At 66.7% G+C, this 23,871-nt stretch carries 19 protein-coding genes; 17 read left to right on the plus strand and 2 right to left on the minus strand.

The features are described 5' to 3' along the window. The first annotated feature begins 14 nt into the window (after positions 1–14). The 10 genes from ndk to ACGFRF_RS21270 all read left to right on the plus strand — a co-directional run bounded on the left by ndk (position 15) and on the right by ACGFRF_RS21270 (position 16,123). Positions 15–428, plus strand: a complete 414-nt coding sequence (gene ndk, locus ACGFRF_RS21225; protein ID WP_356816305.1) for a nucleoside-diphosphate kinase — start codon at positions 15–17, stop codon at positions 426–428. A gap of 283 nt (positions 429–711) precedes the next feature. After that, a complete protein-coding gene (locus ACGFRF_RS21230; protein WP_014672705.1) occupies positions 712–1,731 on the plus strand; it encodes a rod shape-determining protein in 1,020 nt (339 codons plus the stop codon). A 165-nt stretch (positions 1,732–1,896) separates the two neighbouring features. Then, complete coding sequence (mreC, locus tag ACGFRF_RS21235; protein ID WP_393742086.1) at positions 1,897–2,841, plus strand: rod shape-determining protein MreC; 945 nt, start codon at positions 1,897–1,899, stop codon at positions 2,839–2,841. 15 nt (positions 2,842–2,856) lie between these two features. Then, positions 2,857–3,534: a rod shape-determining protein MreD gene (gene mreD, locus ACGFRF_RS21240; RefSeq protein ID WP_393742088.1), complete on the plus strand. Its 678-nt coding sequence runs from the start codon at positions 2,857–2,859 to the stop codon at positions 3,532–3,534. A gap of 146 nt (positions 3,535–3,680) precedes the next feature. Further along, positions 3,681–5,933 (plus strand): penicillin-binding protein 2, encoded by a 2,253-nt coding sequence (mrdA, locus tag ACGFRF_RS21245; RefSeq protein WP_393742090.1) that lies wholly within the window; start codon positions 3,681–3,683, stop codon positions 5,931–5,933. Beyond that, positions 5,930–7,126: a rod shape-determining protein RodA gene (rodA, locus tag ACGFRF_RS21250; protein ID WP_393742092.1), complete on the plus strand. Its 1,197-nt coding sequence runs from the start codon at positions 5,930–5,932 to the stop codon at positions 7,124–7,126. The genes mrdA and rodA overlap by 4 nt, the downstream gene beginning before the upstream one ends. Before the next feature lie 57 nt (positions 7,127–7,183). After that, the gene (locus ACGFRF_RS21255; protein WP_393742094.1) at positions 7,184–8,692 is read left to right on the plus strand and encodes a CHAD domain-containing protein; all 1,509 of its coding nucleotides are present in this window, start codon (positions 7,184–7,186) and stop codon (positions 8,690–8,692) included. 70 nt (positions 8,693–8,762) lie between these two features. Beyond that, positions 8,763–10,724 carry a TIGR03960 family B12-binding radical SAM protein gene (locus tag ACGFRF_RS21260; protein WP_393742096.1) on the plus strand — a complete coding sequence of 654 codons (1,962 nt, stop codon included), beginning with the start codon at positions 8,763–8,765 and terminating at the stop codon, positions 10,722–10,724. 453 nt (positions 10,725–11,177) lie between these two features. Further along, on the plus strand, positions 11,178–15,023 hold the full coding sequence (locus tag ACGFRF_RS21265; RefSeq protein WP_393742098.1) for an NACHT domain-containing protein: 3,846 nt from the start codon (positions 11,178–11,180) through the stop codon (positions 15,021–15,023). Positions 15,024–15,208: 185 nt separating this feature from the next. Next, a complete protein-coding gene (locus ACGFRF_RS21270; protein WP_393742100.1) occupies positions 15,209–16,123 on the plus strand; it encodes a phosphotransferase enzyme family protein in 915 nt (304 codons plus the stop codon). A 3-nt stretch (positions 16,124–16,126) separates the two neighbouring features. On the opposite strand, the gene ACGFRF_RS21275 is transcribed toward ACGFRF_RS21270, so the two are convergent. Continuing rightward, positions 16,127–17,497, minus strand: a complete 1,371-nt coding sequence (locus ACGFRF_RS21275) for a sporulation protein (protein WP_393742102.1) — start codon at positions 17,495–17,497, stop codon at positions 16,127–16,129. 201 nt (positions 17,498–17,698) lie between these two features. Here ACGFRF_RS21275 and ACGFRF_RS21280 point away from each other — a divergent pair, with 201 nt between their 5' ends. Then, a complete protein-coding gene (locus tag ACGFRF_RS21280; protein ID WP_393742104.1) occupies positions 17,699–18,253 on the plus strand; it encodes an ATP-binding protein in 555 nt (184 codons plus the stop codon). Positions 18,254–18,574: 321 nt separating this feature from the next. Beyond that, entirely contained in the window at positions 18,575–18,871 is a 297-nt protein-coding gene (locus ACGFRF_RS21285; protein WP_393742142.1) for a hypothetical protein, read from the plus strand. Positions 18,872–19,281: 410 nt separating this feature from the next. Here the strand turns inward: ACGFRF_RS21285 and ACGFRF_RS21290 are convergent, their stop codons facing one another. Beyond that, positions 19,282–20,061 (minus strand): GntR family transcriptional regulator, encoded by a 780-nt coding sequence (locus ACGFRF_RS21290; protein ID WP_393742106.1) that lies wholly within the window; start codon positions 20,059–20,061, stop codon positions 19,282–19,284. A gap of 161 nt (positions 20,062–20,222) precedes the next feature. On the opposite strand from ACGFRF_RS21290, the gene ACGFRF_RS21295 reads away from it, so the two are divergent. From ACGFRF_RS21295 to ACGFRF_RS21315, 5 genes are all read left to right on the plus strand, one after another. Further along, complete coding sequence (locus ACGFRF_RS21295; protein ID WP_356153865.1) at positions 20,223–20,567, plus strand: hypothetical protein; 345 nt, start codon at positions 20,223–20,225, stop codon at positions 20,565–20,567. After that, on the plus strand, positions 20,567–21,868 hold the full coding sequence (locus ACGFRF_RS21300) for an FtsK/SpoIIIE domain-containing protein (RefSeq protein ID WP_393742108.1): 1,302 nt from the start codon (positions 20,567–20,569) through the stop codon (positions 21,866–21,868). The genes ACGFRF_RS21295 and ACGFRF_RS21300 overlap by 1 nt, the downstream gene beginning before the upstream one ends. Further along, positions 21,865–22,062: a hypothetical protein gene (locus tag ACGFRF_RS21305; protein WP_355068701.1), complete on the plus strand. Its 198-nt coding sequence runs from the start codon at positions 21,865–21,867 to the stop codon at positions 22,060–22,062. Before ACGFRF_RS21300 ends, ACGFRF_RS21305 begins: the two co-directional genes overlap by 4 nt. Before the next feature lie 291 nt (positions 22,063–22,353). Beyond that, on the plus strand, positions 22,354–23,709 hold the full coding sequence (locus tag ACGFRF_RS21310; protein WP_393742144.1) for a replication initiator: 1,356 nt from the start codon (positions 22,354–22,356) through the stop codon (positions 23,707–23,709). Further along, positions 23,700–23,867 carry a hypothetical protein gene (locus ACGFRF_RS21315; protein ID WP_393742110.1) on the plus strand — a complete coding sequence of 56 codons (168 nt, stop codon included), beginning with the start codon at positions 23,700–23,702 and terminating at the stop codon, positions 23,865–23,867. The genes ACGFRF_RS21310 and ACGFRF_RS21315 overlap by 10 nt, the downstream gene beginning before the upstream one ends. Positions 23,868–23,871: the final 4 nt, after the last annotated feature.

Genomic DNA, 23,871 nt, shown 5'->3' on the forward strand with positions numbered 1-23,871 from the left:
TAAGGAGTCCTCCCGTGAGCCAGCGCACCCTCGTCCTCCTCAAGCCCGACGCCGTCCGTCGCGGCCTGACCGGCGAGATCATCAGCCGCATCGAGCGCAAGGCCGGCTGGCAGATCACCGCGCTGGAGCTGCGCACCCTGGACCAGGACACGCTGGAGCAGCACTACGGCGAGCACAAGGGCAAGCCGTTCTACGAGCCGCTGGTGGAGTTCATGTCCTCCGGCCCGGTCGTCGCCCTGATCGTCGAGGGCGAGCGGGTCATCGAAGGCGTGCGGCAGCTGGCCGGCCCGACCGACCCGATCGCCGCCGCTCCCGGTTCGATCCGCGGCGACTTCGGTGTGATCGTCCGCGAGAACCTGATCCACGCCTCCGACTCCGAGGAGTCCGCCGAGCGCGAGGTGAAGATCTTCTTCCCGGGCCGCGCGTAACGCCACACCCTCAGCCGAAGCGGAACGTCCGGGGGCCCGCTCCCGGACATCCGTGACCCCGGCACGCGTGCACGAGTACCGGCGATTGAGGGAACGAGCGCCCCCGAACGCCCGTCTCCACAAGCGGGGCGGCCCGCCATCTGGTGACAATGGCGGAGACCCTCGCGCAGTGTTCGTGCAGGCGCGTTTACGATGGAAGCCTTCACGTCACAGCACCCGCCTCGCCGACCTGACATGCCCTCAAAAGCGCAGGAAGGCCAGATGAATCCGGATGGGGAACTCAATGTCGTTCATCGGCCGTGACATGGCTGTCGACCTCGGGACCGCCAACACGCTGGTGTACGTCAGGGGTCGCGGGATCGTACTCAACGAGCCGTCCGTCGTCGCGATCAACACCAACACGGGTGGGATTCTCGCGGTCGGTGCCGAAGCGAAGAAGATGATCGGCCGGACGCCGGGCAACATCGTCGCGGTGCGGCCGCTGAAGGACGGCGTGATCGCCGACTTCGAGATCACCGAGCGGATGCTCCGCTACTTCATCCTGAAGATCCACAAGCGGCGGTATCTCGCCCGGCCGCGGGTCGTCGTCTGCGTGCCCTCGGGCATCACGGGCGTCGAGCGCCGCGCGGTCATCGAGGCGTCCTCCCAGGCCGGTGCCCGCCAGGTGCACATCATCGAGGAGCCCATGGCGGCGGCCATCGGCTCCGGCCTGCCGGTCCACGAGGCCACCGGCAACATGGTGGTCGACATCGGCGGCGGCACCACGGAGGTCGCGGTCATCTCGCTCGGCGGCATCGTCACCGCCCAGTCCATCCGCGTCGCCGGCGACGAACTGGACAACGCGATCATCCAGTACATCAAGAAGGAGTACAGCCTCCTGCTGGGTGAGCGCACGGCCGAGCAGATCAAGATCACGATCGGTTCGGCGTACGACCTCGACACCGACGAGCACACCGAAGTCCGTGGCCGGGACCTGGTCTCCGGACTGCCCAAGACCGTCGTCATCTCGGCCGCCGAGGTCCGCAAGGCGATCGAGGAGCCGGTCAACGCGATCGTGGACGCGGTCAAGACGACCCTCGACAAGTGCCCGCCGGAGCTGTCCGGCGACATCATGGACCGAGGAATCGTTCTGACCGGCGGCGGAGCCCTGCTGCGCGGGCTCGACGAGCGGCTGCGGCGGGAGACCGGCATGCCGATCCACATCGCCGAGGACCCGCTGGACAGCGTCGCGCTCGGCTCCGGGAAGTGCGTCGAGGAGTTCGAGGCGCTGCAGCAGGTCCTGGACGCCCAGCCACGCAGATGACGTGACTCTTCGATTCCGCCGTACGAGACGTTCTCCTCTCGTGCGGCGGATCGTTGATATCGAGGCATAAGCTCCCCGAACGGGCCCCTTGGGTTTGCGCAGCAGCGTTCGCGTCGTCCAGGGGTCCGACGAATTCCAACTCGAGGAAGGGCACGGCCGCCGCACGTGAGGGACACGAAAGAGAGCCGGCTGCTCCTGGTCCTGCTGATCGCCATCGCGTTCGCGCTGATCACGGTGGACATCCGTGGAGGCCGCAACTCCCCGGTGGACGGCGCCCGGCAGGCCGCGGCCGCGGCGTTCGGCCCGGTCGAGAACGGACTGTCCTCGGCGGTCGACCCGGTCGGCAACGCCGTCTCCGCGATCCGGGACTCCGGCAGCCGGCACGACCGGCTGGCGGCGCTGGAGAAGGAGAACGCGGCTCTCAAGGCGAAGCTCGGCAGCGACGACCGCAACCGCAGCCGCCTGAAGCAGCTCGACAAGATGCTCAAGGTCGCCGGCGAGGGCCAGTACGGCATCAAGGGCGCCCAGGTCATCGCCATCGGGGCGGCGCAGGGCTTCTCCTGGACCATCACCATCGACGCCGGCGCCGACGACGGCATCAAGCGGGACATGACCGTGCTCAACGGCGACGGGCTGGTCGGCCGCGTCACCACCGTCGGCCCCGGCACCTCCACCGTGCTGCTCGCCAACGACCCCGACTTCACCGTCGGCACCCGTATGGAGGGCAGCGACGAACTCGGCTTCGCCTCCGGGCAGGGCGACCGCCCGCTGCGCGTGGAACTGCTCAACGGCAAGGCGGAGGTCAAGAAGGGCGACCGGCTCATCACCTTCGGCTCGCAGGCCGACAAGCCGTTCGTGCCGGGCGTCCCGGTCGGCGTCGTCTCCCGCGTCGACCCCTCCGGCGGCGGCCTCACCCGCACCCTCTACGTCACCCCGTACGTCGGCTTCACCAAGCTGGACATCGTCGGCGTGGTCGTCGAGGCCCCGAAGAAGGACCCGCGGGACACCGTGCTCCCGGCCAAGCCCAAGCCGATCCCGACGCCGACGGTGACCGTCACGGTGACCCCGTCGGCGGACGCACCCGCCGACGGCCAGCAGCAAGAGCAGTAGGAGCTGACTTCCCCCATGCGTCTCAACCGGATCCTGCTCTCCAGCGCGCTGGTCGTCGTGGCCCTGGTGATCCAGGTGAGCGTCCTCGCCCGCCTGCACCTGCCGGGCGCCGTCCCCGACCTGCTGCTGCTCACCGTCCTCGGCCTCGCCATGGTGTACGGCCATGTCGGCGGCGCCCTCGTGGGTTTCGGCGCCGGCCTGCTGGCCGACCTGGCCCCGCCCGCCGACCACGCCGCCGGCCGCTACGCGCTCGTGCTCTGCGTCATCGGCTACTTCGCCGGGCTCATCAAGCCGGAGAACGGCCGGCTGAAGTCCGCGACCGGCCCGATGACCGTCGTGGTCGCCGCCGCCATCGGCTCCACCCTGCTGTACGCCGGTGTGGGCGCCCTGGTCGGCGACACCGCCGCCCGCCACGTCGGCCTGACCGGGCTGCTGATCTCGGCCGCCCTGTACGACCTGCTGCTCGCCCCGTTCGTGGTCCCCGGCATCATGTGGCTGGCCCGCCGTGCCGACAACGACCCGCTCACCGACGCCAGTCCCGCCGCCAAGGCCGGCGACATCTCCTCCGGCTGGCTCTCCTCCGGCACCGGCCTGCGCATCGGCAGCCAGCGCGGCGGCCTCGGCGCCCTGAAGGCCAAGGCCCGCACCCGCTCCGCCCGGGTCGGCCGCATCAAGGGGGTCAAGCGGCTGTGAGTGCCGGGGAGTTCACCCGAACGGGGCAGCTTTCGCGGAACGCCCGGTCGCAGGCTGGTCGTTCATCATGCGTACACGCGCAGCCGGTTCGTACACACGCGCTGCGCGCCCAGACGTCCGTGCACTGAGAGGGGGAGACAGCCGCAGTGACCAACATCCCCGAGACCGGTCGGACCCCACGGGTCCAGATCCGGCTCGTCGTGATCCAGATCCTCGTCCTGTCCCTTCTCGGCACGCTCGGCGGCCGGTTGTGGTACCTCCAGATCCGGGAGGGCGCCGAGTACCAGAAGGAGGCGTCCGGCAACCACGTCCAGCAGGTCGTCGACCCCGCCGTGCGCGGCGACATCCTGGACGCCCGGGGCGTGCCCCTCGCCGACAACGAGACCCGCCTGGTCGTCTCCGCCTCCCGCACCGACCTGCTCAAGCAGCAGGACGGCGGCAAGGCCGTCCTCGCCAAGCTGGCCGGCGTCCTCGGCATGAAGCCCGAGGAGGTCGAGCAGAAGGTCCGGCTGTGCGACGCCAAGACCCCCCAGCCCTGCTGGAACGGCTCGCCCTACCAGCCGATCCCGATCACCGACGAGGCCACGCCCAAGCAGGCCCTGCAGATCCGCGAACGCTCCGAGGACTTCCCCGGCATCACCGCCGAACCCGAGGCCGTGCGCCGCTACCCCGGCCCCGGCAAGTCCAACAGCGCGCAGGTGCTCGGCTACCTCTCGCCGGTCACCGACTTCGAGATCCAGAAGGCCAAGAACACCGACTCGCCCTACCTGCGCTCCGACATGGTCGGCCGGTCCGGCCTGGAGCGCCAGTACGACAAGGTGCTGCGCGGCAAGGCCGGCGTGACCCGCTACGAGGTGGACAACCTCGGCCGGGTCATCGGCAAGGCCAAGTCGGACGCCGCCGAGCCCGGTTCCAACCTGGTCACCAGCATCGACTCCCGGGTGCAGCGGGTCGCCGAGTACGAGCTGGACAAGGCGATGAAGATCGCCCGCCAGCAGTTCGACAAGATCACCGGCGAGAACTACAAGGCCGACTCCGGTGCGGTCGTGGTGATGGAGGCCAAGACCGGCCGGATCGTCGCCATGGCCTCCGCACCGACGTACGACCCGAACGTGTGGGTCGGCGGCATCTCCGCCAAGGACTACAAGGCCCTCACCGGCAAGAACTCCGACTACCCGCTGCTCAACAGGGCCATACAGGGTCAGGCGGCGCCCGGCTCGACCTTCAAGGTGGTCTCCACGGCCGCCGCGGTCCAGGCCGGCTACCCGTGGGACGGCGGCTATCCGTGCACCAGTTCGTACTCGGTCGGCGGCCAGGTCTTCAAGAACTTCGAGGGCGAGAGCTTCGGCCCGATCTCGCTCGGCCGGGCGCTGGAGGTCTCCTGCGACACCGTCTTCTACGGACTCGCCGACAAGGAGTGGAAGCGGGACGGCGGCATCAACCCCAAGAAGGGCCAGCCCAAGGACTGGTTCTTCAAGACCGCCCACCAGTTCGGCCTCGGCAAGGAGACCGGCATCGACCTGCCCAACGAGGTCACCGGCCGCGTCCCCGACCGCCAGTGGAAGGAGGCGTACTGGAAGGCCAACAAGGACGCCTGGTGCAAGTCCGGGAAGAAGAACGGCTCCTACGTCGAGAAGATCGCGTACGAGAACTGCCTCGAGGGCAACAAGATGCGCGAGGGTGACGAGATCAACTACTCCATCGGCCAGGGCGACACCCTCGTCACGCCGATCCAGGAGGCCGTGATCTACGGCGCCGTGGCCAACGGCGGCACGATGTACCAGCCGACCATCGGCAAGGCGATCATCAGCGCGGACGGCAAGACCGTCACGCCGATCAAGCCGAAGAAGAGCGGGAAGCTGCCGGTCAGCCAGGCCACCCTGAAGGGCATGGACGACGCCTTCGCGGGCGTCATCACGCGCGGTACGGCCGCCTGGAAGTTCGGGGGCTGGCCGCAGGACAAGATCACGCTGCACGGCAAGACCGGTACGGCCGAGGTCTACGGGAAACAGACCACCTCCTGGCTGGCCACCTACTCCAAGGACTACACGGTGATCATGACGATCGCCCAGGCCGGTACGGGTTCCGGCGCCTCAGGTGAGGCCGTGCGCAACATCTACAGCGCGCTCTACGGCGTCAAGGGCGACGGCTCCATCGACCAGAAGAAGGCGCTGCTGCCGGAGCCGCAGAAGGGCCTGCCGAAGGTCCGCACGGACGGCACCATCGTCAACCCCAAGGTCACCGGCGATCCGGCGAAGGACGTCGAGGCCGCCCAGAAGGACAACACCACCAACGGCGACGACCAGCAGCCGCCCGCCACCACCGCCCCACCCACCACGGGCAACCGTGACACCCGTAGGCGGCCCCGCAGGAGGGGAAGCCGGAGGATGCCCTCATGACCGGCGCGAACACCTTCTCCGTCTCCGGGTACGGCCCCGAGCGGGCCGGCTGGACCAGGATCTTCGCCCGCGACTCGATGACCCGTCGGCTGGACTGGCCGATACTGCTCGCGGCCACCGCCCTGTCCCTGCTGGGCTCGCTGCTGGTGTACTCGGCCACCCGCAACCGCACCGAGATCAACCAGGGCGACCCGTACTTCTTCCTGGTCCGGCACCTGATGAACCTCGGCATCGGGATCGCCCTCATGATCGGCACGATCTGGCTCGGCCACCGCGCCCTGCGCAACGCCGTGCCGATCCTCTACGGCCTGTCTGTGCTCCTCGCCCTGGTGGTCCTCACCCCGCTCGGCGCGACGATCAACGGCCAGCGCAACTGGCTCGTCATCGGCGGCTTCTCGCTCCAGCCCGCCGAGTTCCTCAAGGTGACGATCATCCTGGGCATGGCGATGATGCTGGCCGCGCGGGTGGACGCGGGCGACAAGCCGTACCCGGACCACCGGACCGTGTTCCAGTCCCTGTGCCTGGCCGCCGTACCGGTCCTGATCCTGCTGCTCATGCCCGACCTCGGCTCGGTGCTGGCCATGGTGGCGATCGTCCTGGGCGTACTGCTCGCCTCCGGCGCCTCCAACCGCTGGGTCTTCGGCCTGCTCACCGCCGGCGTCATCGGCTGCGTCGCCATCTGGCAGCTGCACATCCTGGACGAGTACCAGATCAACCGCTTCGCCGCCTTCGCCAACCCCGACCTCGACCCGGCCGGCGTCGGCTACAACACCAACCAGGCCCGCATCGCCATCGGCTCCGGCGGGCTGACCGGAGCCGGGCTCTTCCACGGCTCGCAGACCACCGGCCAGTTCGTGCCCGAGCAGCAGACGGACTTCGTCTTCACGGTCGCGGGGGAGGAGCTGGGCTTCGTCGGCGCGGGCCTGATCATCTTGCTGCTCGGCGTGGTCCTCTGGCGTGCCTGCCGGATAGCGCGTGACTCCACCGAGCTGTACGGGACGATCGTCGCCGCCGGGATCGTCGCCTGGTTCGCCTTCCAGTCCTTCGAGAACATCGGTATGACCCTCGGCATCATGCCGGTCACCGGCCTCCCCCTGCCGTTCGTGTCGTACGGAGGTTCATCGATGTTCGCGGTGTGGATGGCGGTCGGGCTCCTGCAGTCGATCAAGGTGCAGCGGCCCATGTCGGCGTAGTGGTGCAAGCGGCGGCGCCCACTGCCCCGACGGCCCGCCTCCCACTAGATTCGATGCATGGCGGATGCGAAACGCGAGATCGAGCGCAAATACGAATCCGACGACAGCGGGCTGCCCGACCTCACCGGCGTCGGCGGGGTGGCGGCCGTCCTCGACAAGGGCCTGGTCGAACTCGACGCCACCTACTACGACACCGCCGACGAGCGCCTGTCCGCCGCCGCCCTCACCCTGCGCCGCCGCACCGGAGGCGCCGACGCGGGCTGGCACCTGAAGTTCCCGGTCGCCCCCGGAGTCCGCGACGAGATCCAGGCCCCCCTCTCCGACACCGTCCCCGAGGAGATCGCGGCCCTCGTCCGCTCCCGCGTCCGGTACGACGCACTGGTCCCGCTGGTGCGGCTGCGCTCCACCCGCGACGTCCGCCACCTGGTCGACGCCGGCGGCGCCCTGCTCGCGGAGGCGAGCGTCGACGCCGTGACCGCCGAGCGGCTCACCGGCAAGGGCGGGACCGCCCAGTGGACGGAGATCGAGGTGGAACTCGCCGACGGCGGCGACCCCGCCTTCCTCGACCAGGTGGAGAAACGGCTGCGCCGAGCGGGCGTACGCCCCTCCGGGACACCGTCCAAACTCGCCCGCGCCCTGGAGCAGACCGCCGCACGCCGCACCCGACGGGGGAAGAAGACCGGGCCCGCACAGCCGGTGACCGCCGGCGACCATGTCCTCGCCCACCTCCGAGCCCAGCGGGACGCGCTGGTCGAACTCGACCCCGCCGTCCGCCGCGAGGTGCCCGACTCCGTGCACCGCATGCGAGTCGCCACCCGGCGCGCCCGCAGCACCCTGCGCACCTTCCGCACCGTCCTGGACCGCACCGCCACCGACCCCGTCGGCGCCGAGCTGCGGTGGCTCGCGGCCGAGCTGGGGCTCGACCGCGACCAGGAGGTGCTGGCCGAACGCCTGACGACCGCGCTCGACGCGCTCCCGCCGGACCTGGTCACCGGCCCCGTCCCCGAACGCCTCGCGGCCTGGGCGGACGCCCGCCGCCGCAGCGCCCGCGGCCACCTGACCGGCGTCCTGGACTCCCGCCGCTACCTGACCCTGCTGGACACCTTGGACAGACTCCTCGCCGACCCGCCCTTGCTGAAGGCGGCCGGCAAGAAGCCGGCGAAGGTCCTCCACAAGGCCGTACACAAGGACCTGGCCACCCTGTCGGGCCTGGTGGAGCAGGCACTGCACCTGCCGCCCGGCGAGGAACGCGACGTCGCCCTGCACGAGGCCCGCAAGAAGGCCAAACGCACCCGCTACGCGGCCGAGGCCGCCGTCCCGGCCCTCGGCGCCCCCGCCCGCTCCCTGACCGGATCCATGAAAGCCCTGACCACCCTCCTCGGCGACCACCAGGACAGCGTCATGGCCCGCCACACCCTGCGCGAGCTGTCCGCGATGGCCCACGCGGCGGGGGAGAGCGCGTTCACCTACGGGCTCCTCTACGGCAGGGAGGAGGCCCGTGCGGCAGCGGCGGAAACGGACCTGCCCGGCCTGTGGAAGAAGATCGGCTCCGGGGCGTCCGGCTGAGCGTACGGGGCAGCCCGCCGATCGGGTTAGGCTTGATGGTCACCCCTGTCAGCTCATGAAGGTTCGCGAGATGCCTGTCGAGTCGGTTTTCCCGCAGCTCGAAGCTCTGCTCCCCCACGTGCAGAAGCCGATCCAGTACGTCGGCGGAGAGCTCAACTCCACCGTCAAGGACTGGGACGAGTGCGACGTCCGCTGGGCGCTCATGTACCCGGACGCGTACGAGGTGGGCCTGCCCAACCAGGGCGTCATGATCCTCTACGAGGTCCTCAACGAGCAGGAGGGCGTCCTCGCCGAGCGCACCTACAGCGTCTGGCCGGACCTGGAGGCGCTGATGCGTGAGCACGGCGTCCCCCAGTTCACGGTCGACAGCCACCGCCCGGTGAAGGCCTTCGACGTGTTCGGCCTCAGCTTCTCCACCGAGCTGGGCTACACGAACATGCTCACCGCCCTGGACCTGGCCGGAATCCCCCTGGAGTCCAAGGACCGCACCATCGACGACCCGATCGTCCTGGCCGGCGGCCACGCGGCCTTCAACCCCGAGCCGATCGCCGACTTCATCGACGCGGCGGTCATCGGCGACGGCGAGCAGGCCGTGCTCGACATGACCCGGATCATCCGCGAGTGGAAGGCCGAGGGCCGCCCCGGCGGCCGCGAGGAGGTCCTCCTCCGCCTGGCGAAGACGGGCGGGGTGTACATCCCGGCGTTCTACGACGTCGAGTACCTCGCGGACGGCCGCATCGCCCGCGTGGTCCCCAACCGCTCCGGCGTCCCGTGGCGCGTGTCCAAGCACACGGTGATGGACCTGGACGAGTGGCCGTACCCCAAGCAGCCCCTGGTCCCGCTCGCGGAGACGGTCCACGAGCGCATGTCCGTCGAGATCTTCCGCGGCTGCACCCGCGGCTGCCGCTTCTGCCAGGCCGGCATGATCACGCGCCCGGTGCGCGAACGCTCGATCACCGGCATCGGCGAGATGGTCGACAAGGGCCTGAAGGCCACCGGATTCGAGGAGGTCGGCCTACTCTCCCTGTCCTCCGCGGACCACTCGGAGATCGGCGACATCGCCAAGGGCCTGGCGGACCGCTACGAGGACGACAAGATCGGCCTCTCCCTCCCGTCCACCCGCGTCGACGCGTTCAACGTGGACCTGGCGAACGAGCTGACCCGCAACGGCCGCCGCTCCGGTCTGACCTTCGCGCCCGAGGGCGGCTCGGAGCGCATGCGCAAGGTCATCAACAAGATGGTCTCGGAAGAGGACCTGATCAGGACCGTCGCCACCGCCTACGGCAACGGCTGGCGCCAGGTGAAGCTGTACTTCATGTGCGGCCTGCCGACGGAGACGGACGACGACGTCCTCCAGATCGCCGACATGGCGACCCACGTCATCCAGAAGGGCCGCGAGGTCTCCGGCTCCAACGACATCCGCTGCACGGTGTCGATCGGCGGCTTCGTGCCGAAGCCCCACACCCCGTTCCAGTGGGCGCCGCAGCTCTCGGCGGAGGAGACGGACGCCCGTCTCGAAAAGCTCCGCGACAAGATCCGCGGCGACAAGAAGTACGGCCGCTCCATCGGCTTCCGCTACCACGACGGCAAGCCCGGCATCATCGAGGGCCTGCTCTCACGCGGTGACCGCCGCGTCGGCGCCGTGATCCGCGCGGTCTACGACGGCGGCGGCCGCTTCGACGGCTGGCGCGAGCACTTCTCCTACGACCGCTGGATGGCCTGCGCCGACAAGGCCCTCGCCCCCTTCGGCGTCGACGTCGACTGGTACACGACCCGCGAGCGCACCTACGAGGAGGTCCTGCCCTGGGACCACCTCGACTCCGGCCTGGACAAGGACTGGCTCTGGGAGGACTGGCAGGACGCCCTCGACGAGACGGAGGTCGAGGACTGCCGCTGGACCCCATGCTTCGACTGCGGCGTCTGCCCGCAGATGGACACGGCCATACAAATCGGCCCGACCGGCAAGAAGCTGCTGCCCCTGACGGTCAAGAACGCGGGTCCGACGCCGGCTTCGAGTGGTCACGCTCACTGACGTGAGCGAGGCACTCGATCGGGTGATTGGTGTCTTGGCGGGGCTGGGCGAAGAGGAGGTGGCTGCCCTACTGGCTACGCTAGCTGTGCCGCCTGCTCGCTCTTCGCTGCCGATGACCTCGTACCGAACGCCACTGCCAGACTCTGAAAGTGGTTCGCGGATCGCCTCCGAGGTGGAGTGGGTCTGAGTTCGCCCTCTACTACTCATCGCCATGCTGCAAGCCGGGCCCCTTCCCTGGACTGGGAAGGGGCCCGTTGGTGTTGACGTGCTCGCGTCGCTGGCAGGGGTTCCGGGCGGCCACCGGCTCGCGGCCTCCGAGGTCATCGTCGGTCCCAACGGACTGTGGATGGTCGCGACCGTTGCTGCCACTAAGACCAGCGTCGCAGCCATTCGCACTTCTTGATCTTGATCGTGCGGCACAATGATGAGAGGGCTGAAGGAGGGCGGCGTAGGGTGGGGGAGACGTATCCGTACGAGGAGCTTGACGGTCGGCGATTTCAGCGATTGGCCCAGTCACTCATCACGGCTGAGAGGCCACGGACACAATGCCTTCCAATCGCTGGTCCCGACGGTGGACGCGATGCTGCAGGGCTTGATTTTGACCTAGATGGCAAGTTGAGCGATGCCGTCATCTACCAGGTTAAGTATCGCGAACAGAACCCTGTTGGAATACCGTCTAATAACGATCTCTATGACTGGGTCATCAAGCATCTTGGTGCGGAAAATAAAAAACTCTCAAAATTGAAAGACAGGGGTGCGCGTGAATTCGTATTTATCACTAACGTGCCCGCTAGTGGACATTTAGGCACAGGCCTTCGAGACAGAGTACAGCAATGGGTTGCCGAAAATGTCACCTTGCCTACATTTATCTGGTGGCGTGAAGACATTGATGCCAGGCTAGATCGAAACCCGGCACTCGTATTCCGGTTCATGCTCTTTCGTGGTCCTGACTCTGTACAGGCCTACTTGGCAGGGGTACTGGACAAGTCAACTACTTCTTCAAAGCCCGATTCCTCAGCCATAGAGTACTCAACTCGCAACCCGGCTATTTCCACACTGCTCCTCTATCTCGCACGCCAATATGAGGAGGAGTCCACACTTCGCTTCAAACAAGCTCATCTAGATGCGCCGCTCATTGACTCATTCGTGGATGTACCCTTCGAACTGAACAGGCGAACGCTCCGCGAGCATCCCGAGATGCAGTTCAGGTACCGGCAGCTGTCGGACGAATTTCTGAAGAGACGAGGGCCGGAAGTAGAGCCTGCGGGGGAGGTTGGTTACCTTCCGCGCATGTCGGATTCCTTCGATGGCATGCCGGGGGCGGCAAGTAAAGACACGCCGGGGGCCGCAAGCGTGCTGCTGTTCGACCAGGAAGTCCTTAGTCTGCACAGCGTGGTGATCGAGGCTGGCCCCGGACAAGGCAAATCCACTCTCGTTCAGTTCCTCGGACAAATCCACAGGGCGAAGATTCTAGGCAAAACAGAGGACTTGGCCCGCTTGCCTTCTCACCTCTCGCAAGCCGCTCTGCGGATTCCAGTCCGCATCGAATTGCGGCATTTAGGGGAGTGGTTGCAGGGCTCTTCTCCGTGGTCTCGGGCGCAGAAAGTCTCCCATGATGGCGGTGCACCTTCCTTGCACGGTTACATCGCAAGCCACGTGCGACATGTTACCGGCGGGATGCGGTTCACCAACGAAGACTTGATAGCCATCGTCTCCAGTACCCCCACGCTGCTGCTACTCGATGGGTTGGATGAAGTGGCGGATATTTCGCTACGCGAACTCGTCGTTACAACCGTGCACTCGTTCGTCCGAGACATGAAGTCCTTGGGCGCGCAATTGCAGGTCGTCGCCACGAGCCGTCCTTCGTCGCTAGCAAGAGCCCCTATTTTCGCACGGAATGATTTCCTGTATTGTCAGCTCACGGACCTCTCGACTGAACTCGCTGAAAAATATACGAACTCCTGGGTGAAGCGGCGAGCGCTCCCAGACGATCAGGCATCGGAATTGCGGCGCGTTTTGGCTGGCTGTTTGACTCAACCTCATATTTCTGAGCTTGCGCGGACGCCGATGCAGTTGGCTATTCTGCTATGGCTCGTGCACACGCGCGGATGGAACCTTCCTGACAAGCGGACGGCTTTGTATGAAGAGTACGTCCGAACTGTGTTCGATCGAGAGGCAGATAAAAGCCCGAAGGTTCGACAATACCGCGATCTCCTACTTGAGATTCATGGCCATCTCGGCTGGCTTCTTCATGCGCGTAGTGAGGGCGGCCCACGAGGCGCCGGCGCAGGCGACATAGCCACTACCGATTTGAAACGCACCATCTGGGAGTACCTAGAGAGAAAACAGGAACCGGGCGACGATGTGCCCAGCGAAACCGTATCAGATGTTTTCGACGGCATCCGTAGAGTCTTCATCCTTGTGGACCGAATTCAGGGCAAGCATGAGTTCCAAGTTCAACCTCTACGTGAGTTTTTTGCCGCGCGACACTTGTACAAGACTGCCCCCTATCATTCGAATGCTGTTGAGGTAACTGGTTCTCGTCCTGAACGGCTTGAGGCACTCCTCAGAAGTCCATACTGGTTGAACGTAGCTCGGTTCTTCTGCGGATCGTACGATGTGGGAGAGCTTGCGGATCTAGTACAGAGGATCGAGGAACTGAAAGAGGATGAAAAATATCGCTACTCGTTGCATGTGCGCCTACTAATTGTTTACCTACTCAGAGATTATGTGACGGCAGCATCACCTAAAGCGACGCGAAAACTGGCGAGGCTGTTGACTGACCCTTTGAGTATGCGCCAGCTCCTCGCCGATCACCATCTGGAGCAAAGTCAGGGCGAGGCGCCCGGAGAGTTGATTCCACGTGACTCCGGCCTTCCAGCCCTGCTGGATGCGGCACAGTCTCGTTACGTCTCGCCGCTACCTGATCAAGTGGTGTATGAGCTGGCTCGCCTCATTCGCCAAATCCCGAAGGAAGAAAGGTGGAATTGGTGGCTAGGTGGAGCACCTAAAGAAAGTAAGGGCCGTGACGAGTGGCTGCGACGCGGTGTCATCGCATCCTGCTTCGACGGGGCTCCGGCAGAGCAGCTCCTGTCGATCTTTTCAGAAGATGCCAGCACGTTGAGCTGGGTCCGCTGCGTAGAGGCCAGCCGACTTGACGTCGCGCTGGCGGGTTCCCGTATGCCTCATTTCGTTGACGCTTTGATGCGTGGATACGGGCCTCTCGGAAGGTCGCAGGAGTCGTCTCACCAGTTCCTCGATTATGTCACTCGCGGCCTCCTGCTTACAGCGCCGACGAATCCGCTTGCAGCCGAGTTGTTCGATGAAGTGCCGAGAGTCTGGCCGGAATTTCAGGGCAGTTCGACCGCGATGGAGGAACTCGGTAAACTGGCCGAGCTTGAATCTTCGATTAAGCACCTACCTAAAACTCCGGCGGGTCTTGCGCGAAGGGCAGACGTTATAGGGGAAGCTTACGGCGAGCCCTGGGTTGCATGGCGTATCGCTATGTTCGTTGCGCCCATCATCGGGGCCTCTTCCGTAGGCATCGGTGGGGAATCACTATCCAGCCAAGCGGCTATTATGTGGAAGCATAGAAAGGCTCTCAAGTATTGGACTGACCATCTTGATGCGTTGGATCATCAGGGACGCAGGATGGGATTCATGGCCGGGTTGTTGGCGTGGGCTCCCGCTGACGTTATAACCGGCGTTCTGGGGATAAAACCGGAGCTCTGCCGCAGTATTGCAAGTTGGGAATTCTCTAGGGTGAGGAGCTTTGTTCAGGCAGTCGCAACTCAGGAGGCTCCGAACAACATACACAACAGAGTTCGAATGTCATCGAAAGACGTGCCTTCGCTAGCTGCCGTCCATTTGAGTTGCTTGTTGTCTATCTTGGATGTGCGGATAAGGAAGAATGCCAAATGGGATCTTGATGCGCGTATCAACCTAGATTCGGTGTGCGAGGCTCATCGCGATTTCACGGCAGGATACGCTGTCTCGCGCGCCATGAAGCGCCTTTCCAGGACGGCCGGGCGGGATCAGAGTCATCGTGCGATTCAAAAGCATTTTCCGCAAGCCAGGGGTGAAACCGTGGAAATCCGGGATCTATCACCTAGTGGTTTCGCTGCGTTGCAGACTCGCATGACAATAGGCGAGGCTGAGTCGATCCTGCAAAATCCAGAGCTGTACCCGATCGATCTGCTCACCTTGGCTGGTTTCAGGTTGGAAGGCTCAGGCAAGGTCGGCGCTATCACGATGCTGAAGGTTGCCCGCGATCGACGCTGGTTTGACCAGGACCTCTGACATCTCGGGTGTGGCCTTCTGAGGCTGTTGAAGTCAGCAATGTTGCATAACCCTGGGTCGGGCCTGTTGTTGGTTCCTGGGTTGACGCCGCGGGTACGGTCAGAAGCGTGTCCGGTGCGCGGCGGGTTGGTCACCCATAGACGTGTGCCGGTTGATCGCGCGCGACTAGGGGAGCTGGTACGAGCATGGCGGTTGACGCTGCTCGATCGGAAGAGGGGTTCACGTCGGCGAGGGCTGCGCGGGTGATGAGTGCCGCGTGCCGGGCTGCGGGCCTTGATGGCAGAGGCGCGGAGCTGATTCGTCTCGGAGAGAACGCTCTGTTCCGACTGACCACGGCGCCGGTGATCGTCCGCGTAGCTCGGGGAGAGCCCTGGTTGTCGAAGGCGCGTGTCGAGGTGGCTGTGTCGAGGTGGCTGATCGGAGAGGGATTCCCGGCGGCCAGACTCGTTGACGGCCTGGAGCAACCGTTCCTGATCGAGGGCCACCCGGTGACTTTCTGGCGCCTCATCGTGGAGGGCGACCGCAAGGCCACCTACGGCGAACTGGGCAGCATCCTGAGGGACCTGCACTCTATGAAGATGCCCGCGGGCCTTGAGCTGCCTGCGTTCGATCCTTTCGACAAGCAGGAGCTGCGGATCAGTAAGGCGCCAATCCCGGATGATGACCGGGTCTTCCTCCGTAAGCGGTGGCAGGAGCTGCGTGGCCAGTTCGAGGAGCTGAGGTTCGAGACTCCGAAGGGGCCGGTGCACGGGGATGCTCACGTGCAGAACCTCATGGTGAACGATCGGGATGAAGTGATTCTGATCGACTTCGAGGCCTTCTGCTTCGACCACCCCGAGTGGGATCTGATGGTCACGGCGGTTGAGCATCACAGCCTTGGGTGGCAGACCGATGAGCAGTACGCGGACTTCGTGGGGGCGTACGGGCGGGATCTGTACGACTGGCCCGGCTATGACACGCTCCGGCGGCTTCAAGAGTTCGGCATGACGACGTGGCTCATGCAGAACGTTCAGGAGAGTGAGGAGACGGCGGCCGAGTACCGCCGGCGCATCGCTGGCCTGCGCAACGACGCTGCGCCGCGCGACTGGCGTCCCTGGTAGCTGTTACTCGTCGTCCAGGCGGGCGAGTGCTTCGCTTACCTGCTCGTTGAAGGCGACGACGGCGGGGTGTGCGGCGTCTGCGCTGACCTCGGCCTGGAAGTCGGTGACGTAGCGCTGGAAGCGGGAGGACTGGAGGGAGTCGCCGCCGTCCACGGCAAGGCTCGCGGTGGTGACGGCGGCTTCCAGTTCCCCGTTCAGTAGCTGGCTCTGGGCGAGCACCATGCGGCAGAAGCCCAAGGTGCGGGCGTACTGCGGGTCGGTGCTGTCCACGGCTCGCTCTGCGTGCTCGACGGCTTCCCGCCGCATCTTCAGGTCACGGAAGCAGTGGCAGAACTCGCCCAAGAGTTCGGCGTCATCGAAGTAGCTGAGCCATGCCGGGTCGTCGGCGCTGTCGGCACGCGCGAAGTGTCGTTCTGCTTGGTTCATCGCCTCTGCCGCTCCGGTCCGGTCGCCGGCGTTGGAGAGGGCGCGGGCCTCCATCGCCCAGTAGTTCGCCATGGCTCGGGGAGTGGCGCGGCCCTTGGCTCCCTCGACGGCTGCGCGGGCAAGTTGGATGGCTTGGGTGTGGTTGCCCAAGTAATTGGCCTGGTGGCTCAGGTTGCCCAGGATGCGCGACCCGAACATGCGGTCATCGATGACCTGGGACAGCCGCAGTGTGGACGTGAGATAGCGGTGGGCAAGCCGGTGGTTTCCGACGTCGTAAGCGGTCCATGCGAGCAACTGGGAGACCTCGGCGGCGGCACCGAACAGTGCCGTGCCCACCTTTTCGCTGTAGCTCGCGTTCAGCAGGGGAAGGACCTCATGGCGGAAATAGTGGCGTAAGGCCTTGTGGCCGTGGCCGCCGCCGTACTTGAAGTCGAGCTGCATGAACATCGAGGCGGCATCCCTGATCGCGCGTACGTCGCGCATGCCGACCCGTTGGTGTGCGGGCCTGTCCGCCTGGACGCCGTCGGGGCGGGCGATCATCCATGACAGGACGGCAGAGCTGAGGTCGGCGTCCGCAATGATCACTTGGTCGGCAGCGGGCTCGTCGCTACGCTCCTGGGCAAGGCTGTCCAGCATGGACAGGGCTTCGGGGACGGTGCTCGGGTAGCCGATCGGCTCCGGGGTGGTCGGCCCGGTGTGGTTGAAGAAGCCAAGATCGCCCGGCGTGACGCGACGGCCCAGCTTGGCGCTCAGGACGTCGGCCATGATCGCTGCCGTCTCCGGTTTGATGCCGGCGCCGTCTCGCCAACGCTGCACGGCGACGTGCGTCGTCCCGAGACTGATCCCCCGCTGGGCGGCAGCGTCCTTCATCCGCTTGGCCAGCCCTTTGTTGGAGACCCTCGCCTCGTCCATGACCGCGATCAACTGGGCGTTCGTTTCTCGGCTCATGCTCCCCTGCCAACCCGAGAATTACGGCGAGTGTTCATCGTGTCACAGCAGTCTCGCCCCTGGGGGGTTCATTGGTGAACCCCCTTCGCGTTTGCCGGTGTTCACGTGAACCCCCTGGTGAACGCTCCCGGTCGGAGCGCTGGCGCCGTGTACTGACGTTGCACGAAGCAATCGGTGCTACGAGAGCTGGGAAGGGACGCGATGGACGCGGCGAAGACCAAGCATCTGAGCGGGGAGCTGGACGCCTACGCTCACTGGTTCGTAGCGCCGGATCCGGCTGCGGGCGGGCATTTTCTGGCGGTCACCCTGTTCGCCGAGTTCGACGACACGGCGCGGCTCGCGCGCGAGGTGACGGCGGTGTTCCTGCGGGGTGCTGGTGCGGGTGAACTCGTGGACGACGCTCAGTTGGTCGTCTCGGAGCTGGTGGCGAACGTCGTGAACCACACCGTTCCTGATCGTCACCTCGCTCAGCCCGGTAGCTGCCGGCGCATTGACATGACCTTCAAGAAGTACCCGAAGTGGGTCTTCCTCGGGGTCGCCGACGAAGACTCGACGCCGCCACTGCTCCCGGTGGGTGACGCGTTCCCTGCCGCTCTGGTCGGCGAGTTGTCCGAAGCGGTGCTACCGGACAGTGGCCGCGGGCTGCTCATCGCTCAGCGGCTCGCCACGTCAGTCTGGTGGTCGCCGGAGGAACGGGGCGGCAAGACGGTGTGGTGCCGTTTCGACCTCGACCGGTCGGGCGTCTGCTCGGCCTGACAGACGCCGGGTCGTCACCCCTGTTCATCTCCTTCGCGATCGGGAGTGGGGTGGCGGCACGGTCACGGCTGGAGCCTGACCACTCCGGCCAAGGGGCGCGGTCTCTCGGACGGCCCGGGGGCTCCCCTCCCGAGCGAGAGGCCGCGCTTCACATCCCCTATAGGCCGGGCCACCCCGTCAGCCCTGGAAAGCGAAGGGTGGCCCGGCTGGGAACACGGCGGTTCCCGGTGCCTGATGGTACCGGGGCCGCCGTGCTGCGTTTTGGCCCTGGTCCAAGGAAGTTGATGATCCGTTACCTAGATCAGGGCAGAGGTGGGCAAGGTGACCGGCTTTGGTGAGGACTGGCTGAACGATGGTCTCGACGTGCCGGGCGCGGACTCCGGGCTCTGGGTGGCCGGGGTGGACTACATCGCCGGCTGGCGTGAGGCACGTGAGGCTGCCGACCGGCTGAATCGCGCACTTCTGGGCGTGGGCCTGGAGCTGTCTGCGGTGCGGGCCGTCGCGTCGACCAGTGAGGACGGGCGCGGGGTGGTGCGGCTGACCGGTTGGCCGGACGTCGTGGATCGGCTCGCTGATCTCTTGGAGGCGCGCGCGAATGGCGCCGGTGGTGCGGTATGAGGCGCGTTCTCGCTGGTGAGTGCTGCACATGGGCACGTCGCCGGCCGGAGAGACTTTGGGCTGGAGCTGCCATGGGGCGAGTGAACAGGGGGCCTTACGCTGGTCCGGCGAATCGGGCAGGCACTGGTCCTGCCCGCGTTTGTGCCCGATTGGCCCCCTGTTCTTCGAGGCTCACTCCATGGTGGCTGCCTAAAGTCTCGGAGGCCGGCGACCCCCAGCCCACCACGCCTCGGCCGCCGACGGCAGGTCGGCGCCTCGACTCCTTGAGTGTGGTGCGGGCGGGGGCGTCGGCCGACCGGACGGGACCGGCGTCCACGCCGCACGCCCGGCCGGGGCGGCCGGGCGCCCCGGCGCGCCGCAGGCGCGCCCTTGAGGAAGTGAAGGCGGTTTCGACCGATTGCAGTCGGAGCTCAGGCTGGGGTGCGCCGTGCGGGCTGATTGTCGGCGGTGATCCGGTAGGCGAGTTCGGCACGGTCCGCGCCGAAGCGCAGCTCTTCGAGGATCAGCGGGCGGTCGTCGGTGCCGTACGCGACGCGGGTTACGTGCAGGATCGGGGTCGCGTCCGAGAGCTGCAGTGTGGTCCGCTCATCTGGCAGTGGCATGCGGGCGCGTACGGTCTCGGTCCAGGTGAGCTTGTGGTCGGCCTGCGTGAGCACCCAGTAGAGGGCGGCCGACGGCTTGCACGGCTCCTGACCGAGCAGCGGAACAGCCTCGGCGACCTCGAATGGAATCAGGGTGCGGTGCATGGCGCGCGTCCCGCTGCCAGGGTCGGTGAGCAGACGGTCACAGCCGAACAAGGCTTCTTCGGTGTCGAGTTGCAGGACCCGACCCGTGTCCTTCGTCGTGCGGGTGCGGTAGGTGCTCGGCTGCTCGGCCTCCTGCCAGATGTCGCCGTTGGGCATCACGAACTTGCCCGCCGCCGTGCGGCTAATGCGCCGATCGAGGGTGAGGACGGGCTGTCCGCTGGAGCGGACGAAGCTGCCCTTGCCGTGCCGGACATCGATGAGCCCTTCCGCGCGCAGGGCGGCAATGGCGTTGCGGACGGTGGGTCGGGAGACGCCATAGCGGGCCATCAGCTGGGCCTCGGACGGCAACACGGACTCGGGCGCGAACTCGCCGGACAGGATCGCCTCACGGATCGCGGCGGCCACCTGCTGGTAAAGGGCTCCGGGGCGCTGGATCTCCGACATTCGGTCATCTCCGGGTGAAGTCGTAGGCACGTCGCACGCGCGACATCACTCGTCAGCATAAGTAGTTGCGCTCTCGCCGTACAGAGCTCCATAGTCGTAACTCGTAAGGACAAGTGACGTCAGGATCTCTGGCGTCCCAACTGGCCAAGGAGGCCAACACAATGCAGTCCATTCCCGTGGACACGACGCGACTGGGCGTACTGCGATGCGCCATTGCGCCGGAAGCAAAGCTCAGCAATCCCGAGACACAGGAGGTGAAGAGGGACCGGGACGGCAACCCGGTGTGGACCGTGGCCGTCACCGTGCGACAGGACGGACGCCGGATCTCCGTCATCGAGATCGCTGTGAGCGGTCAGCCCAAGGGCATCGAGGAAGGGCAGATCGTCAAGGTCACCGGTCTGACCGCGTTCGTGTGGTCGATGGGGGACCGGCACGGCGTCAGCTTCCGCGCAGACGCGATCACCCCCGTGACGGGCCCGGCGCATGCCAAGGGTGGTGACGCCTGATGGGAGCGATGCTGCTCGCCCTCGGCCTGGCAGTGCTGGCGTGGGTGCTCGTCGTCGGTGACCTGGTCCGCCGGCACCGCCCCGTCTGGCACTGGTACCTGATCGGCTACCCGGCCACCGCCTGCCGGGTGGCGTTCACCTGGCGCAAGGTCGCTCAGCTCAACGACCTCGCTGTCTCCAAGCGCCCGCCGCGCGGGTTGCTCGGCGACCTGGTCGTGAAGGGTGATCCGCTGCGGCCGGTGGCTCCGCGGATCTCTTTTCCGCGGGCGAGCCGCATGGGGATGACGGTGCTGGTGCGGCTGCACGCGGGCCAGACTCCGGCGACCTTCCTGAAGGCGGCCGACGCGTTCGTGCACGCCTGGAAGGTCCACGCGGTCCGGGTCACCTCGCCGGAACGAGGGCTCGTCCTGCTGACGGCGACAGCCACGGATCCGCTTCAGCGGCCCGGCTTAGCCACGGCTCCCACCAAGTTGCTGTCCGCACTCATCGGGGTCCTGGAGAGCGGCGGCGCCTGGGTGATGAACCTGCGCCTCGTCCCGCACTGGCTCATCGCCGGCGCCACCCGGTCCGGCAAGTCCACACTGCTGGCCCGGCTGATCACCCAGCTCGCCCCGCAGCCGGTCGCTCTGGTCGGCATCGACTGCAAAGGCGGCATGGAACTGGGCCTGTTCGCCGACCGGCTCAGCGCGCTGGCCACCTGCCGACGAGAGGCGGTCGCTGTGCTCTCGGCCCTGTTGATCGACATGCAGGACCGGATGAGCGCCTGCCGCTCGGCCGGGGTGCGCTCGATATGGGAGCTGCCGGACAAGGTACGCCCGTTACCGGTCGTCGTGATCGTGGACGAGATCGCCGAACTGTACCTCTCCGACGGCACCCGCGAGAGCAAGGCGGAAGCCGAACAGTGCTCCACACTGCTGCTCCGCCTCGCGCAGCTCGGCGCCGCGCTCGGCCTGCACCTGGTGGTCGCCGGACAGCGCGTCGGCTCCGACCTCGGCCCCGGCGTCACTGCCCTGCGTGCCCAGCTCGGCGGACGCATCTGCCACCGCGTCAACGACCCCGGCACCGCTGAGATGACCCTCGGCGACCTGAACAAGGACGCCGTGGCGGTCGCCCAGACCATCACGGCAGAAGAACGCGGCGTCGCCGTCTGCACCGGCCCCGACGGCGGCTGGAGTCGCGCCCGCTCCCACCTCACCCCCACCGAAGAAGCGGTGTCCACGGCCCGGAAGTACGCCGCCACCACCCCGCAACTGCCCTGCCTCGATCGCCCCCTCGAGGTACTGGAAGGAGACGACAAGTGATCAGCGAAGGTACGGCGTTCACGTTCGCGGTGATCTTCGGGATCATCACCGTCCTCCTCGTCCGCTCCCGCGACGTGCGCGCCTGGGAAGCGGTCTGCGTCGGTCTCTTCGGCCTCTACCTCGGCCAGACCCCGGTGGTCTTCACCGTCCACGGCCTCCTGACCTGGCTCATCAGCGGCTTCGCCCACCACTGACCGGAAGGACAGACGACCATGCCCATGCCTCGCGTGAGGTGCCCGCACTGCAAGGGCGACGGAGCCCGCAAGACCTGGACCGGACGCACGCGCCGCTGCCGCGTCTGCCGGGGCACCGGGACCATCCGCTGACCACCAACCCGCCCCCGACACGGAGGTGATCCCCATGACCCACACCGCACCACCAGCCCACACCCCTGCCGCTTCGGCGGCCCACCCCGGAAGGTCACCACCATCACCCCGGACCACACTCCGGCTGACCGGCGCGTCGCCCTCGACCGCGCGGCGCGCCTGCGTCAGCTCCCCGAAGCAGACCGCGACGCCATCCGCCTCGCACAAGATCCCAACTTCTACCGCCTGCTGGAGCAGATCACCGCCACCGGCGGCTGCGCCCACCCCGTCCACCTCTCCGGCTCCACCACCACCGTGGACGGCGCCACCGGCGAGATCATCCACCACTACGACACCCGCAACGAACCCGGCGAACGCCTCTTCGTCCGCTGCCGCAACCGCCGCGCAACCATCTGCCCGGCCTGCTCCCGCCTCCACGCCGGGGACACCTACCACCTCGTCCGCGCCGGCCTCCTCGGTGGCAAGAACGTCCCCGACTCGGTCCGCCACCGCCCCCGGCTCTTCGTCACGCTCACCGCTCCGTCATTTGGCCCGGTCCACAGGGCTGGGGAAAACTGCCGTCCTCGCCGCGACGGCGGAACCTGCGAACATGGCCGCCCCCTCGGCTGTGGCGCCGTCCACGCGCCGGACGCACCGATCCTCGGCCAACCGCTCTGCCCCGACTGCTACGACTACACCGCCCACGTCCTGTGGCACGCACACGCCTCCAAGCTCTGGGACCGCTTCGTCATCGACGTCCGGCGACGCCTCGCCTCCTCCGTCGGCCTCGTGCAGTCCCACTTCGCCCGGCACGCCCGGCTCTCCTTCGCCCGCGTAGCCGAATACCAGAAACGCGCTGCCGTCCACGTACACGCGGTCATCCGCCTCGACGGTCCGACCGGCCCCGGAGACGAACCCCCTGCATGGGGCACGGCTGAACTGCTTACGGACGCCGTACGGGCGTCGGCCCGACGGGTACGGGTCGGAACGCCCTACAGCTCGGCCGTGAGTGAGCTGACTTTGCGCTGGGGCGCTCAGATCGATGCCCGGCCCCTGCGTACCGACAGTGAGGGCCCGGACGATGACGCGGTGGCCGCGTACATCGCCAAGTACGTCACCAAGGGCGCGAGCGACACAGACGCCGGCACGGACTACCCGCTCTCGACCTGGGGCGACATCGAGGCGGCGGCCGTGAGTGAACACGTCCGTACCCTCATGCGGACCTGCTGGCGCTTGGGCGGCCTCCGCGAGTATGCGCCCCTCCGGCTCCGCGCCTGGACCCACACCCTCGGCTACCGGGGCCACATCCTCACCAAGTCCCGCGCCTACTCCACCACCTACGCAGCACTCCGCGCCGAACGCGCCCGCTACCAGGGCCACACCGATCTACCCGACGCGATCACGGAACGGCGCTGGCGCTACGTCGGCTCCGGCCACACCCCTGGCGCAGCACTCATCGCCGCTGGCATCGCAGAGGACCTTGCTGAGTCCCGGCGGTTGGCTCTGGCCACGGCGCAAGAGGGGGAGTGGTGCTGATAACTGCTCTGCCTGAACATGACCCGCAACAGCATGGGCGTGCGCCGCTTCTCCAGCGCTCCGACGACAGCCGGGTGCCCCTGATACAGAGCGAAATCGTGATCGTCGACGATGATGGAACGGAAGAGCCGTTCGACCCGGCGTCATGGTTCTCGTGACGCG

Source organism: Streptomyces sp. NPDC048521 (genome assembly GCF_043199855.1).
Classification (GTDB): Bacteria; Actinomycetota; Actinomycetes; order Streptomycetales; family Streptomycetaceae; genus Streptomyces.